Here is a 14,814-nt window from a genome sequence, read left to right as displayed (position 1 = left end):
GTGAAATTCTCATGGTTATCTTGAGAATGCATTCTAATATTACAGTGATTGCTGATGAAGCTGCGGCAAAGCTGATTAATTAAGTAATTCCACAGAAAAAGAGAGACGATCATGCCTCTCTTTTTTCTATCTTTATTAGTCTAATAAACTTGCTGCTTCACGATCTAAAATCACCGTTAGATTCGGATGCAAGCGCAAAACTGACGCGGGAACATCTTCTGTAATTGGTCCTTCCAACGCCTGTTTGATAATTGCGGCCTTCTTCTCGCCATTAGCGATCAGAACCAATTCTTTTGCTGCTAAAACCGTTTGAGCGCCAAATGTCACCATTTCTTCTCCTGGTTCATGGGGACTTGATTCATCAATCAGCTTATATAGCTCATCATCCTGCTCGATTGGTACCCGATAAACACCGAAATCAAAGGAGGTGAAATCTGGCAGATTGCCACAGAAGTGACCGTCTCCACCGATGCCCATCAAAACCAAATCCAAGCCGCCATCTTCAGCGATTTGTCGATCGTAGTCCTGATAATTTTGGACATCTAACACTTCAATATTTTCTTCTTCAATTCCTAACGGCTCGAATAATTCCTTCGTTAAGGCCTGCATCGTCATTCCGTATTCTTGACCCTTTAAGGTAATTTCATCAAAATTGTAAAAATGCGCCAAGCTTTGATCAAAAGACACCTGCTTCAATCGTTCAGCTAAGATTTCATACGCACGCTTAGGTGAAGAGCCCGCAGTCAGCGCCAGATTCACGCGGCGACTTTCCGCCCACTTCATCAAAACGATGTCCGCCGTGATTTGACTTAATGTTTCATAATCCTCTGTTACTAATAATTTCATTTCAACACCTGCCCTTTTCTTTTAATGATAGCATATCTTTTTGAAAGGGGTTCCGTTTTTTATTAACTAGGAATCTTTTCCTTGGCCGGCATCTGTAAAATACAATTTTGCGGACAGATTTCGACACATTCACCGCAGTCAATGCACATATCTGGATCAATTACCGCAACATTATTTTCCATCTTAATGGCTTTTTGCGGACATGTCTTCACACACCGATTACAGGTGATACAGCCCACATCACAGTTTTTTCGCACACCACCGCCTTTATCCTGATTGGAGCAAGCGACCAATGCGGTATTTTCTGCGGGTAGCATCTTGATCAGATTTTTCGGACAGGCCGTGATACATTTTAAACAACCGACACACTTATCCGGATCAACCTTTGCTACTCCATCGACGATGTGCAGCGCATCATAGTCGCAAACAGCAGCACAATCGCCAAAGCCCATACAGCCAAAACGGCAATCTTGCGGACCGCCAAAAATTTGGTTGGCGCCGTAGCAGGTCTCCGTTCCGGCATAAGCCATTTTTTTATTTGTAAACTCACAGGTGCCATTACAGCGAACAAAGGCAGCAACCTTCTGAACATCCCCAACTTCAAGGCCTAATATCTCTGCCAAGGCTTGTTGAGTAGATGGGCCACCTGGCGTACAGTTGGTGGCTCCTGCTTCTCCTTTAGCCATCGCTTTAGCATAACCATCGCAGCCGGAAAAGCCACAAGCCCCACAGTTGATTCCCGGAAGCGCTTCTCGCAAGGCTTCTTCCTTTTCATCCACCGGTTTATGGAAGATGATGGTTGCCAGGGAAAGAATGACTCCTGCGATTAATCCCATCCCGCTAACAATGCCGATGGGTATCATGATTTCTGTCATTATTTCCACCTCCTACTGGAATAATCCTTCTGCCAAACCGGCAAATCCAAGAAACGACAACGATACGATAGCGGCGGCAATCAATGTGATTGGCAGACCTTTAAGCGACTCGGGAATATCATTTCCTTCCAAGCGGCCGCGTACCCCGGCAAAAATTACCATTGCGACTAAAAAACCGATTCCTGCGGCAAATGAATTCACCATTGATTGCACGAAGGAATAATTTTTCGAAAAATTCAGGATTGTTACACCAAGCACTGCACAGTTCGTAGTGATTAAGGGTAAATAAATCCCTAACGCGTTATAAAGCGGAGTCATATACCGTTTCATCACCACTTCTACTAGCTGCACAAGTGCGGCGATCGTTAAGATAAAGACAATCGTCTGTAGGTAATCCAGCCCCATCGGTACTAATACCGAAGCGTACAGCGGATAGGTTACTAAGGTCGCTAATACCATAACAAAGGTAACCGCGAGAGACATGCCGACAGCCGTGTCCAATTTCTTCGATACTCCCAAAAATGGACAAATTCCTAGAAACTGTGACAAGACAAAATTATCCGTTAAAATACCGGCAACTAAAATCGTTACAAAAATCTGCATCACTGATCACCCGCCTTTTCATCACAAACCGTGGTACAGGCTTCAGCGACCGGACAAGCACTACAATCGATTTCTTTCGTCTTGCGATCACTCAGTTTATTCGCCAACATCACCAGCATACCGAAGACGAAGAACCCGCCTGGCGGCAGCAGCATGATCGTCATTGGTGGAATCACACCTGCCGTAATCGAAAACCCTAATAAGGTTCCGCTGCCAAGCAGCTCGCGAATACCGCCCATACATATCAACGCCATTGTAAAGCCGACACCCATTCCTAATCCATCTAAAGCGGAATGAAGCACTGTATTATTTTTGGCATAAGCCTCTGCACGCCCTAGAATAATACAGTTCACTACGATTAAGGGTAGATAAATCCCTAAAGTAGCATCTAAGGCAGGGGCCAACGCCTTCACCACTAATTGAACAACTGTTACAAAGCCCGCGATGATGGTGATAAAGGCTGGAATTCTGACACGATCAGGAATCACCTTTCGCAATAGGGAAATTACGACATTCGAGCCTAAAAGAACGACCGTTGCCGCTATTCCCATTCCTAAACCATTCATTGCAGAGGTCGTCACCGCTAACGTCGGACAGGTCCCTAACATCAGACGCAGGACAGGATTTTCTTTGATCAACCCTCTGCTGAAAATAGTGGCTGCTTTTTCTTTTTCCATTGCTTCTCCTCCCTATTTCTCTGACGTAGCGACTTGTTCAAACAGAGCAAGTGCCTCTTTGACTGATGTAGCAACGGCATTGGAGGATTTGGTTGCTCCTGTTACCGCTTCTACTTGATTCTTATTCGCAGGATCATTCTTCACTACCTCCAGCGTGTCATCGGTACCGTCGAACTGATCGATAAACTCTTTTCTCGTGACATTTTGACCAAGTCCCGGAGTTTCGTTAGAGGCATCCAGCACATCGACACCGATGACTTTGCCATCCATCACTGCACTCATGACACTCACGTCACTGCCGTAGCCATAGGCCTTTGTCACGAAAAGATAACCGACAGTCTTGCCACCACTATCCAGCGCTTTGTAGCCTTGATTGTCCCCTGCTACTTTGACTTCTTGAAAGTCATCAGCCTTAATCAGCTGGCTCATGACACTTTGAGTTTGCTCCCATTCTTGCTTGGCAATTCGGTCTTTAAAAACAGAACGTGTTCCAGCTACTGCAAAGGTGATCACTAGACAGATGATGAATAGACATAACGCATCGGTAAAAATGACTTTGGAACTGGATCGCTTCATTTTACCTTCGCCTCCTCACCAAAGACTTTTGGAATCGTCAAATTCTCAATATGAGGGACTAAAATATTCATTAATAAAATGGCATAAGAAACCCCTTCTGGCAGTGCCGCGAAGAAACGAATTAAGACGGTAATAATCCCGCAGCCGATACCAAAAATAATCTTGCCATTTCTGGTAATCGGTGAAGTTGTATAATCCGTCGCCATAAAAATTGCTCCCAGCAATAATCCGCCTGACATCATTTGATATAACGGATCTCCGCCTAATAAGGTAGAAAAAATGACCACTGTTCCGATAAAACAAAGCGGAATAATCGGTGAAATCACCTTTCTTACTACCAAGTAGGCGCCGCCGAGCAGCAAGGCTAAAGCACAGGTCTCACCTAGACTTCCCGCGCGTATACCAAAAAACATATCCAATAACGAGGGAATCTTCTGACCTGTCTGAGAGGCTGAAAAATAAGTCGCCGATGAAATGACGTCTGGTCGGAACATATAATAGTTCAGCGGCGGCTGCCAGGTACTCATTTGGGAAGCAAAGGACATCATTAAAATAATCCGCGCAGTGATCGCGGGATTCACGAAGTTTTGACCAACTCCGCCGAAAAATTCTTTTACGATCACGATTGCAATCACACCACCTAAAATAGCCATCCAAAATGGCAAGGTCACCGGCAGATTCAAGGCTAATAAGATTCCTGTGACAACTGCTGTCAAATTGTGAATCGAATCTGGCCGCTTTAAGATTTTCCGAGTGACATACTCACTGATGACACACGCCGCAACCGTTACAATAATCAAGATAAGCGCACGAAAGCCAAAGATAATCGTGGAGGCAATCACAGCCGGGATCAAGGCGATGATCACGTCCTGCATGATTCCTCGGCTGCTCCGTCCAGAGTGCAGATGGGGTGAAATGGAAACAGGTAATTTGTTCATTTGGCAGCCTCCCTTTCTAACTGTTTCGCTCGTTTCATTGACTGAACGAGTCTTCGGCCAGCCGGACAAACGAAGGCACAGCAGCCACATTCCATACAGGCGGAGACATTCAATTTTTTCAAGCCTGCAAGGTCATTATTATGAGTACAACGTTCGATTTGTACAGGCAACAGCGACATCGGACAAGCCTCCACACAGCGTCCGCAGCGGATACATGGTGATTCCTCCGGCAGTTGTTGTGCAGCTCCTAAAATTGTGATGGCATTGGTTTGCTTCGTGATTGGCAAATCGACAGAAAATTGGGCAATTCCCATCATTGGTCCACCTAAAATAATCTTGCTAGGTTCATCGATCAATCCGCCACAATAGTCAATTACTTCGCCGATTGATGTCCCCACTGGAACCACCACATTTTTGGGCTGCGCCACATTGCCATCCACAGTAATCCGCTTATGGGTCAGCGGCATGCCGATCTCGATATAGCGTTGCAACAGTGAGATGGTCGAAATATTCATGATTAAGCATCCAACCTCAGACGGCAATTTCCCTGGTGGAATTTTTCGTCCAGTGGTGGCGTAAACTAGCATTTTTTCCGCTCCTTGCGGGTATAATGATGGAATCTCCATCACATCAATCGATGGATCACGATCAGCTAACTCATTCAAGTGATCTCGCAGCCTTCTTAACCCTTTTGGCTTATTACTCTCAATGCCGATAACACCATGAGCGATATTCAGGTACTTCATCACCAGCTGCATTCCTGCAATAATCCGTTCCGGATACTCCAAACTTTCGCGGTAATCCGATGTAATGAAGGGTTCACATTCTGCCCCGTTAATCACCAGCGTATCAATCGGTGTGCTCTCATTAACATTCAGCTTTACGTGCATAGGAAATCCGGCGCCGCCAATACCAACAATGCCGCTATCTCGTGCTGCCTTCAAAAGATCCTCCTTTGACTGGATCTCCACCGGCTTGGGTTCCGGAAATTCCACAGGCAACCCATCACTTGCGATATGAATCGCGTCACACATCTGACCATTCGCCATCAAAACCGGTTTGATTCCCTTTACCTTTCCAGAAACAGAGGCATGGATCGGAGCTGAGACAAAGGCTTCCGAATCCGCGATTACCTGTCCGACTGTGACAACGTCCCCTTTTTTAACCGTCGGCGTACAAACACCTCCAATGTGCTGCTGCATTGGAATGGTCACAATTTTCGGCGGGTCCATAAAAACGCTTTCAAATTCTGCCGTATTTTTATTATGGGGGACTTTGACACCTCCTTTAAACTTTGCGATTGCTTTCGTTAATGTTCCCATAGACAAACCTCCCCTGTGGTCCAACAAAATCATTGGGCTTACTCCTCATTTTGCAACATTTCATACACCAGCAGGCTTATTCTTACCCCAAATAAATAATAGAAGAAAAATGCCGAAACAGTGAAGCTGAACCTGTAGCTGGCTTGGTTTTAAACGTTCATTTGTTTAATCCGAAAATTTTTTTCACAAAATGATTCACAAACTTCAGTATCGATTTTATCAGTATACTTATACGTTTATGATAGCACAGTGAAAAACAAATGTAATTAGTTTTCACAAACTCACAAAAAAAAAGCGCCTAATTTCTTAGGCACTTTTAATCGCTTATCACTTATGGTGTATTGGAAATGGTCCACTGCAGAGTGGTTTGATAAGTTCCCGTTTGTTTTGGGGTATTTTTAGGAACAAAAAGCTGAAACTGATTCAGCGGCATCTCAAAATAGCCGGAATCCGTAGTGGCGCTCAAAGAAAATAAGGTCACTTGATTGCTGGGGAGCATATGGACTGTCTGATTTGAAATGTAAAAATAATTTTGAAAGTTGCTATTTACTCCACCTAAGACGATATCTAGCCGAGCATTAGCTAAATTCTTCTGCCCGCTTACCCAAGAATTTGTTTGCGCAAGTTTCAGCTGCCAGGCTTTTGCTGTAGTACGAGTATCATCAATTCGGATCGTTCCTGTTTGCAGCGGATTAGCGCTACTCCCACCGATATAGGCATTCCATGTTTCATCAACTTTCGTTTGAACCGGATGACTGCCGAAGTTCAAACTGCTTGGCAGTAATTCATTCTTCATCGTCAGGCTTCCAGCGGCGAAATAAAGATTTGTATTACCGCCATAGTTGCTTAACAGCTGGACATCAAAATTATCTGTTTGAAAAATTCCGCCCCGTACAACAGCCGTAAAATCTTGTGTCAATCCTGTGGGGCTAGAGACCAATGTCGGAAACGAAACGCTCGTTGACCCTAAAATGGAAGCCGCTACTAAATTTTTGCTAACTGTCGAATTCGCATTGCCAAGGGTACTAATCGTATTCGTCAAAGCAGTTAAGAGGTTATTTAAGACTACATTGATTAAAGGTAGAGGAGTGATTCCCTGAACGATCGCTTGTATGGCCTGTAAACGTATGATCAACGCGTTCGTTATAATTGGCAGCAGTCCTTGGCTAATACCCGCTCTTAATAGAGTCGACGAATACTGCTCTACCGGAGATAGGAATACCTGACGTCCGAAGTCTTCCTTATTCAATGCCGTAACCGTACTGTTAAGATTTGTCACCAGCGTACCCAATCCCAAGGTTGTCAGTAATCCGGTCAATGATGTTACCAAATCCAAAACCGTTCCTGTTACAGCCTTGATATCAGAAGCCAGTACCGTGACTGTGGTATCTACAGTGGCATTTCCATCTTTTTGAACCTTACCAGCTAATTGCGCCGGTACATTGACAAATACATACTTCGCACCTGTCCTTCCCGCCGTCGCGCCTATTGCTGTTGTTCCATTTATCGTAAAAGTCACGGGCTTATTCGCAACATTTAAATAGGGTGCTGCTGAAGTAGTCCCGCTGTTGTTGCTCACTTGTGTATTTGAAAATAGATCCAATGACACCGCACTCACAATGATATTTGAACTGGTTAAAAATAGAAAAATAGCTAGTCCTGTAAGCCAACATTTATGAATCAAACGAAGCCGCTTTTTCGTCATTTTATCTCCCCCTTTATTCTCACTTGGATTGCTCCCTTCAAAAATTTCCTTCGCGAGAAAATAATCGATGACAGGTAAAAATTGATCATTTATTTGTTTTTAATTGCCATGCTTTCTTAGATAATCCAATAAAAAAGCCCTTTATTTCTATACCTTCTCCCTTAATTAAAGCTGGTATATCAAAAAGTGAAAAATATTTTGCTTAACTGTGAAAATTCTGTGAGCAATCTTATAGCGTTATTTTCTAATAAGCTTATATAATTCCGACATAAGAAATATTTTCTTTTCTGCGCAGAAAAGAGCCACTACATTTTTCCAAAGAAAGGGGGAGACAATTGAAGACACAGATTGGAATCCTCTTGGTTTTTCTGTCACTCTTCGTTGTCCCTTCTCCAACGAGCGAAGCGGCCGTTACCAACGGAAAGGTTCAGTACTATTACGAAAGCAGTACGGCTGCTAGTGACAGTTCCACCGCAAGCTCTCAGAACAGTACTAGCGTAACAAGCAACAGCACGACTGATGTTGATAATCATAAAGAAACACCTGCTTCATCCAGTAATCGAAGTAGCATGCAGCACTCAGGCATTACCCGATTTATGCAAACAAATGATCAACGGAATATCTTTTTAGTCATTATTGGATTACTGATCCTCGCAATCGCTTTTTTAGGGTGGCGAATCGTCAAAAATAGGAGGAAAAACGAATGAAAAAACAAGCAGCCTTATTCATTGCCGCGCTTTTTGCCGGTAGCCTATTTACCTTTGCAACAGGCGCTCACGCTGCCGACACCACCGGTACCGTTGACTATACATCTGGCGGCATCACTTTTGATCCGCAAATACCCGGTGACCCAAGTGCGGCTCTGCCTACAAACTTGAACTTTGGTTCGCACCCAATCCAAACAACACAAGCAGAAACTTGGACAGCTACCTCTGATGGCGAACAAGCTTCTCCAGTAACAACTGGACAAGTTGCTGTCAGCGATAATCGCGGGGCAGCTGGTAGCGGCTGGTCTGTAAAGGTCGCTCAGCCAACACAATTCACGGCTGGGCAAAGCGAACTTTCTGGAGCGATCCTATCCTTTACTGTCGGAGCTCTTACCAACAACGTGAACTCGCTACCGACAGGTGATGGAATCGCCAATAACAGCACGGTTGACTTAGTTCTTGGTCAAACAAACTCCGTCATCACTGCACAAGCCAATCAAGGGGCCGGCGAAACTGCTTTGCCGATCAATAAATTTACCTTGAATGTACCAGCCAATACGGCAAAGACAGCGGCCCAATACCAAACAACAGTCGTATGGACCTTCTCATCAACACCAAGCTAAAAACTCGGGCAGAATCCCGACTGCAGCCACGCCTACTGTGAAGGCGATCCCAGGCTGTAGACCATGATTCTGCCCTTTGATTGATAAATAAAGGGGAAAGAAACGATTGAGAGAGACTCTTCCATTACGCGGAAAATACAATTGAAGGAGACAAAAAATGTTAAAGCAGCCCATTTCATTGATTCGAGGACTGTTCCTCGTACTAGCCTTTTCATTTTTACCAGTTGTCGCTCATGGAGAGTCATTGGATAGCTTTGATGCGGTGATTCACCCATCAGAGCATCAAATCGGAAAAGAACAGCTTTACTACGATTTACAGTACCAACCAAATGAAACCGAGCGACTAACAGTTACCTTAACTAATCGGACAGAGCAGCCGATCAAGTTGAAGGCCGCCTTTAATCGTGCGGTCACTAATAGTCTGGGTGTCGTTGAATACTCCGGGATGAATGAAGATGAGAGTGATTTCGGTCCCAATATCAACGACTACGTCAAGCTCAGTGATCGAGCTATTGATTTAGCACCAAAGGAATCAAAGGATATTCATTTGGATGTAAAGATGCCAGACAAAGAATTTGAGGGAGTCTTAGCTGGCGGCCTTTACATCGAACAAATTTCAACCGAAAAAGTCGAAGGCAATATCAAAAATGTGTTTTCACGAGAGATCGCCGTCCTACTGCAAAATAAGACGGACGAAGTAAAACCAGATTTGAAAATCGCCCAAGCAAATGCCCTTCAGGTCAATCACCGCAATGCAGTGACCGTGACTGTTGACAATGAAAAATCAACCTACGTCAAAAATACAGCCATTGATTATCAAGTCGAAAAAGATGGCAAAACTCTCACCAAAGACAAGAAAGAAAAGTTAACCTTAGCACCAAGTTCACGCATGCCCTTCTTGATTCAAATGGACAATACGGAGTTTTCTCCAGGAACCTATACCGTCAAAATGACTGTACGCTCCGGAGAACAAAAATGGACCGGCAGTCCAACCTTCACCATAAATCAAGAAAAAGCCAAGGCTTACAATGTTCAAGATGTTTCACTTGAAAAGGACACGACAACACCTTGGATCTGGGCAGGGATCGCCGTGATCATCCTATTACTAGCCGTCGTAATCTTCATGTATAACCGAAACAGGAACTTGAAGAAGAAAATAGATGGAAAATAAAAGAAAGCGGCGCCTCTTCATTTCAAAAGAGGCGCCGCTTTTTTTTAATAAGGTTGAGTAGCTAGACGGATTGTTACTAAAATAAACAACGTTACAGCAATACAAGAAGCACGATACACAGCAAATTAGCAGCTGCTAAAATAAATGAGCCAAAAACAATAATTCCTATTTTCTCCCGTAATGACTGCCGAAGGTCCCATCCTCTTTGACGGGCCAATACTTTTGTACGCATATCCTTTTCCTCCTTACCCATTCCAAAATAATAATTGTCCAAAAAAGTCGTTTGATTCAAATGCCGTCAATCATTCAGCGAATGCTTTTGCCTTTAAGAATAAATCAGTACAAATCTATCCTTCTGTACACCTAGATTATATACTGAAAAGGATTTGGGTTACCCCCAGGAACTTGTTAATCTGTTAAAAAATTGATTATTCGTAACAATGAGAAAACTCTGCGGTCACCTTCCCCCTCTTGTCTAAATAATCCAACTTGTCGTTTTGATAGATAGTCTCGTCTACTGTCAACGAGATTTGACATGACAACAAAAACAAACTACTATAAATGATAGTAGTCGTTCTACTATCACTCGTAGATAGATTAAATAGAAAACTGGATAGAAAGAAGGGTTTAGCGATGCGAACGATTGATTTGATTGTTCTGGGAATTCTAAAAAAAGAATCTCTCAGTGCCTATGATATCCAAAAACTTATTGAATACCGCAACATTTCTCAATGGGTAAAAGTCAGTACGCCAACAATCTATAAAAAGATGCTGCAGCTGGAAAAACAAGGCTACGTCAAAAGCACCCTGAAGAAAAATGGAAAGATGCCTGAAAAAGCCGTCTACTCATTAACCAAAAAAGGCAAGACTGAATTCGAGAAATTAATGCTGGGGATCGCTGCTCGCCCTATCAATATTTTTCTAGATTTCAATGCCGTGATTCTCAACCTCGACAGTCTCTCCCCCGCAGATCAAAAGGCCTGCATCAGTATCATTGAGGCTAATGTACAAAAAATGAAAGCAACCTTGGAAGAAAGCCTTCTAACCAACAAGGCTGAATCAGATATTCCTGCCACTGGAAAAGCTGTGATGCATCAGCAGTTACTTTTAATTAAGGCCATTGAGGAATGGATTGTTACTGTGAAGAAAGGATTTTGAGGATAATAATCGGAGGACCTATCTATGCTAAATAAAGAAAATATCTATAAGAGTTCATTTTCAACAATCAATGGCAATATGATTATCCTTTCTCCCCATCCATTACTGCGACCCTATATTGCCAATTATACTTTTACTGATCCTAGCAAAATGCATCCGCAGCAAACAATTCTGCCCACCATCAGTTCAACCCTTGTGTGTACCTTTCAAAACGGTCAATTTACCGCAGGTCTTCGAGGTGTAAACACAAAACCAACGATGATTGCTGACTATGCGCGGCAATTTGATTTTATGTTTTTAGTAGAGTTTCATGCGTCTGGACTTTATCCTTTTCTGAACATTGATCAGCATCACCTGGCTGACAAGGGATTTCTCTTTGCAGATTTAAATCAGGCATTGTTTGAACAAATAGCCGAAGCATATTACACTGCCAAAACGATTCATGAATTGGCGAGTAAATTGGATCAAATTTTCTTTGAAAAAATAAATCAAATAGAATTGAATCCTGCGTTTTGCATCGCTTTTGAAATACTCCTTAAAAGCAATGGATCAGTTCGTGTAAAGGATCTGGCAAAGGAAACGTATTACAGTGAAAAGCAATTGAATCGCTTATTTATGAAATATGCTGGAGCGAAGGTTAAAACCTGTTCTCGAATCATCCGCATGAAGCGAGCTGTTGATCTATTACATAGCAAACCCGAAATGTCCTTGCTATTTGAGGAGACCGGCCATCATGACTATGCTCATTTTATCCATGACTTCACCGCAATCTATGGGATCACTCCTAAGAAATACATGGAAACGATGTCCCTTTTTTACAATGACCCCTATAAATTGTAAAGGTATACTTTCAAGTAAAGAAGAAAGGTAGTTGAAGTTTATGTTTTCACCCTATATCCGTTTTAATGGGGCATGCGAAGAAGCATTTTTATGGTATGCCCAACTCTTCAATGGCAACATTCAACACATGTCTAAATACGATGAGATGCCTGAAAATCCTAATTATCCAATTCCCACAGAACTAAAAAACAAAGTCATGCATGCGCGACTTGCTATCAGCGAATTTGATGGCATCACTGGTGCAGATTATCCAGAACCGATAGTAAAAAATGGAAATGTCGCTATCCAAGCCCATTTACCTGAAGAGGCTATGGCTAGAGAGGTCTTTTCGGAGCTATCCAATGAAGGAACCGTTGTCGCAGCAATCGCCAGCAATCCCCCACCCGATGACAGCAGTATCAGCGGCTGTGTGAAGGATAAATACGACGTGACTTGGATCATTTCAGCGATGAAATAGCTTAATAATTCTCTATGAACCAATAACGATTTCGGTTATTGGTTTTTTCAAATTGACCTAGTAGGTAAATCCTGCTACACTCTAATTAACCTACTAGGTAAGGAAGTGAGCGCTTTGACTGAAATCAATACGACTGATCCAAAGATTCAACGAATTCTGAATGCAGGATTGCGGGAATTTTCCCAACGTGGCTATGAGGAAGCGTCGACGAATCGAATCGCAAAAGCGGCTGGAATGTCGAAGGCCTTGATGTTTCACTATGTAAAAAGTAAAGAGGAGTTGTTTTCGCTCTTATTGGATTATTGCCAAAAGACAATCGCTGAGGATTATTGGACGAAATTGAACTGGCAGGAAAAAGATGTTTTTAATCGATTACTGCACTCTTACATGTTACAAATTGACTTGATGAAACGGAACCCTTGGATTCTTGATTTTACGAATGTAAAGATTGAAACAAACTCTGAGATGATCAATCAAAAAGTAGCTGACCTAGCTAAACGACAGCATTCTTCTTGTGAAAAGGATTTATTTGAAGGGATTGATGAAACGAAATTCCGAACAGGACTTAATGTGGATCGCTGTAAGCAATTGATTCTTTGGGGAAACATCGGCTTTACTAATGAGATTTTGGATGGATTGAAAAATACAAATCCTGAACAGATTGATTACCAAGCCATCACCGATAAGCTAACACAGTATTTAGAAGACCTTAAAAGCGTTTTTTATCAAGAGTAATTAGAAATGAAAAAAGTGCTGATTCTTGCTGGTTGTCTCTTGTTTTTTTGGTCTTTCTCACAATTAGGCACAAAAAATAACCCCCTGCAGAAAGTCTAGTGGTAATAAGTCAAGATAATTTTTCAAAAGATTTTTAAAGGTAGTTAATTTTTGAAGCGCACTGAACTAAACCCGACCAAAATTAAAAATTTTTTCGGGTACTTCCAAGGATTAGCGTCAATAACATACTGTTATTTATCTATCACGCTCCTTGGTGGCATATAGAGTTGATGGTTACGTAGTAGCGTATCCACCAGACGCGTAAATTTTCTTGCGGTTAGTACGATGGCTCGTTTGTGTTTATGCTTGGGTGTTTCAGCGTATTTTTTCTTATAATACGCATGGTACTCAGGCTCGTATCTCCTTACGGAGTTGGTGGCTTCAACTAGATAATAACGGAGATAACGATTGCCTCGTTTGGCCATAGGAGTATTTTCATACTCAGAGTTACCTGATTGGTTCTGTCGCCAATATAAACCGGCATATTTAGCCAATTTGCTTTCATCTGAAAAGCGATTGATAGGGCCAATTTCAGCGAGTATACCCGCAGCATAAACAGGACCGATTCCTGGAATACTGGTTAAACATTGATATTCAGGTAGCACAACGACTAAATCGTCAATGGCTTTGTCTAAGTCTTTAATTAACTTTTCAAGACTACGAATTTCTTTGGCTAGAACACCCAAAACAATATCTACAGAGTCCTGATGGACTTTTCCTAACCGGTAGGAACTACGTATGGCTTTAGAAATTGCCTTTGCAATTCCTTCGGGATTTTTAAAACGATACTTCCCTAGTTTTTGAATTAGGTTCGCAAACTCTTCTAATGACAGTTCGGCAAGTTGGTCCATTGTGTAATCTTCCGTCATTAGAGTTACTAATGTGGCACTTAAAACGGATCCACCTTCTGCTTTTAGTTCTTTAGAAAGCGTGTTGCATTTATAATAAATGTTTTCGATAAAGTGTTGCTTTGTACGAACCAGCTGTTTAATTAGCTGATAACGCGTTCTAGTTAAGTGTTGGAGGGCAAGGTATTCTTCCTCTTTAATGATGGAGTTGACTTGCCTTTGGATGCGAAAATAGTCAGCGATATAAAAAGCATCAATTTGATCGTTTTTGTTTTCTTCAAAAATATCACGATACTTTTTAATTTTATTTGGTTGTTCAACTGAAACCATAAGGTTCAATTGATTTAACTCAAGATCTTCTTTAAAAAACATAGCTGGATGAAAGCTATATAAAGATGTGGCCTCCATTCCAATCACTAAGCTCTCTATCTCAAATTTTTGAGAAAATTCGAGAATGTATTCTTTGATCTGGCTTGCGCCAAGTTGACTATTTCCATAAGATGCTTCTTTTAAAACAGAGCAAGTTGAATCGTCTGTCATAAAGCAAGCATCTAATTTTTCAGAACTAACGTCTAAACCGACAAATAGTTTCATGTGGAAGGACCTCCTTTCATTGATTATTCGGAAATTGCTTGGGTACTGTGGGATATCCCAGAATCACGTTGTCTAACGACAGCCTCGCATAATAGAGTTT

17 protein-coding genes are annotated in these 14,814 nt (G+C 42.2%); 7 read left to right on the top strand and 10 right to left on the bottom strand.

Annotated elements, in window-relative coordinates:
* Nucleotides 1-135: 135 nt before the first annotated feature.
* The 8 genes from OMU_RS13930 to OMU_RS13895 all read right to left on the bottom strand — a co-directional run bounded on the left by OMU_RS13930 (nt 136) and on the right by OMU_RS13895 (nt 7,542).
* On the bottom strand, nt 136-846 hold the full coding sequence (locus OMU_RS13930; protein ID WP_016180522.1) for a glucosamine-6-phosphate deaminase: 711 nt from the start codon (nt 844-846) through the stop codon (nt 136-138).
* Nucleotides 847-908: 62 nt separating this feature from the next.
* Nucleotides 909-1,721, bottom strand: coding sequence for an RnfABCDGE type electron transport complex subunit B (locus OMU_RS13925; RefSeq protein ID WP_016180521.1), 813 nt, complete (start codon nt 1,719-1,721; stop codon nt 909-911).
* Nucleotides 1,722-1,733: 12 nt separating this feature from the next.
* On the bottom strand, nt 1,734-2,324 hold the full coding sequence (locus OMU_RS13920) for an electron transport complex protein RnfA (protein WP_016180520.1): 591 nt from the start codon (nt 2,322-2,324) through the stop codon (nt 1,734-1,736).
* Nucleotides 2,324-3,001 (bottom strand): electron transport complex subunit RsxE, encoded by a 678-nt coding sequence (rsxE, locus tag OMU_RS13915; protein WP_016180519.1) that lies wholly within the window; start codon nt 2,999-3,001, stop codon nt 2,324-2,326. Before rsxE ends, OMU_RS13920 begins: the two co-directional genes overlap by 1 nt.
* Before the next feature lie 12 nt (nt 3,002-3,013).
* Complete coding sequence (locus OMU_RS13910; RefSeq protein WP_016180518.1) at nt 3,014-3,577, bottom strand: RnfABCDGE type electron transport complex subunit G; 564 nt, start codon at nt 3,575-3,577, stop codon at nt 3,014-3,016.
* The gene (locus OMU_RS13905) at nt 3,574-4,515 is read right to left on the bottom strand and encodes an RnfABCDGE type electron transport complex subunit D (protein ID WP_016180517.1); all 942 of its coding nucleotides are present in this window, start codon (nt 4,513-4,515) and stop codon (nt 3,574-3,576) included. The genes OMU_RS13910 and OMU_RS13905 overlap by 4 nt, the downstream gene beginning before the upstream one ends.
* Nucleotides 4,512-5,837 carry an electron transport complex subunit RsxC gene (gene rsxC, locus OMU_RS13900; protein WP_034876211.1) on the bottom strand — a complete coding sequence of 442 codons (1,326 nt, stop codon included), beginning with the start codon at nt 5,835-5,837 and terminating at the stop codon, nt 4,512-4,514. Before rsxC ends, OMU_RS13905 begins: the two co-directional genes overlap by 4 nt.
* A gap of 331 nt (nt 5,838-6,168) precedes the next feature.
* A complete protein-coding gene (locus OMU_RS13895; RefSeq protein WP_016180515.1) occupies nt 6,169-7,542 on the bottom strand; it encodes an adhesive domain-containing protein in 1,374 nt (457 codons plus the stop codon).
* A gap of 335 nt (nt 7,543-7,877) precedes the next feature.
* Between OMU_RS13895 and OMU_RS13890 the strand changes: the two genes are divergently transcribed.
* From OMU_RS13890 to OMU_RS13880, 3 genes are all read left to right on the top strand, one after another.
* Nucleotides 7,878-8,249, top strand: coding sequence for an LPXTG cell wall anchor domain-containing protein (locus tag OMU_RS13890; RefSeq protein WP_016180514.1), 372 nt, complete (start codon nt 7,878-7,880; stop codon nt 8,247-8,249).
* A complete protein-coding gene (locus OMU_RS13885) occupies nt 8,246-8,872 on the top strand; it encodes a WxL domain-containing protein (RefSeq protein ID WP_016180513.1) in 627 nt (208 codons plus the stop codon). The genes OMU_RS13890 and OMU_RS13885 overlap by 4 nt, the downstream gene beginning before the upstream one ends.
* A gap of 157 nt (nt 8,873-9,029) precedes the next feature.
* Nucleotides 9,030-10,043, top strand: a complete 1,014-nt coding sequence (locus tag OMU_RS13880) for a WxLIP family cell surface protein (protein ID WP_016180512.1) — start codon at nt 9,030-9,032, stop codon at nt 10,041-10,043.
* Between the two features lie 91 nt (nt 10,044-10,134).
* Here the strand turns inward: OMU_RS13880 and OMU_RS23170 are convergent, their stop codons facing one another.
* Nucleotides 10,135-10,275: a hypothetical protein gene (locus OMU_RS23170; RefSeq protein WP_155856973.1), complete on the bottom strand. Its 141-nt coding sequence runs from the start codon at nt 10,273-10,275 to the stop codon at nt 10,135-10,137.
* A 401-nt stretch (nt 10,276-10,676) separates the two neighbouring features.
* Between OMU_RS23170 and OMU_RS13875 the strand changes: the two genes are divergently transcribed.
* The 4 genes from OMU_RS13875 to OMU_RS13860 all read left to right on the top strand — a co-directional run bounded on the left by OMU_RS13875 (nt 10,677) and on the right by OMU_RS13860 (nt 13,233).
* Nucleotides 10,677-11,201 carry a PadR family transcriptional regulator gene (locus OMU_RS13875; protein WP_016180511.1) on the top strand — a complete coding sequence of 175 codons (525 nt, stop codon included), beginning with the start codon at nt 10,677-10,679 and terminating at the stop codon, nt 11,199-11,201.
* 24 nt (nt 11,202-11,225) lie between these two features.
* Nucleotides 11,226-12,041: an AraC family transcriptional regulator gene (locus OMU_RS13870; RefSeq protein WP_016180510.1), complete on the top strand. Its 816-nt coding sequence runs from the start codon at nt 11,226-11,228 to the stop codon at nt 12,039-12,041.
* A 40-nt stretch (nt 12,042-12,081) separates the two neighbouring features.
* Nucleotides 12,082-12,498, top strand: coding sequence for a VOC family protein (locus OMU_RS13865; protein WP_016180509.1), 417 nt, complete (start codon nt 12,082-12,084; stop codon nt 12,496-12,498).
* Between the two features lie 105 nt (nt 12,499-12,603).
* Nucleotides 12,604-13,233 carry a TetR/AcrR family transcriptional regulator gene (locus OMU_RS13860; protein ID WP_225844243.1) on the top strand — a complete coding sequence of 210 codons (630 nt, stop codon included), beginning with the start codon at nt 12,604-12,606 and terminating at the stop codon, nt 13,231-13,233.
* 230 nt (nt 13,234-13,463) lie between these two features.
* Here the strand turns inward: OMU_RS13860 and OMU_RS13855 are convergent, their stop codons facing one another.
* Nucleotides 13,464-14,714, bottom strand: coding sequence for an IS110 family RNA-guided transposase (locus OMU_RS13855; protein ID WP_002346915.1), 1,251 nt, complete (start codon nt 14,712-14,714; stop codon nt 13,464-13,466).
* Nucleotides 14,715-14,814 lie beyond the last annotated feature (100 nt).

The sequence above is a fragment of the Enterococcus avium ATCC 14025 genome (assembly GCF_000406965.1).
Classification (GTDB): domain Bacteria; phylum Bacillota; class Bacilli; order Lactobacillales; family Enterococcaceae; genus Enterococcus_A; species Enterococcus_A avium.
Note: the sequence above shows the minus strand (reverse complement) of the source record. Positions and strands in the feature narration are given on the sequence as shown.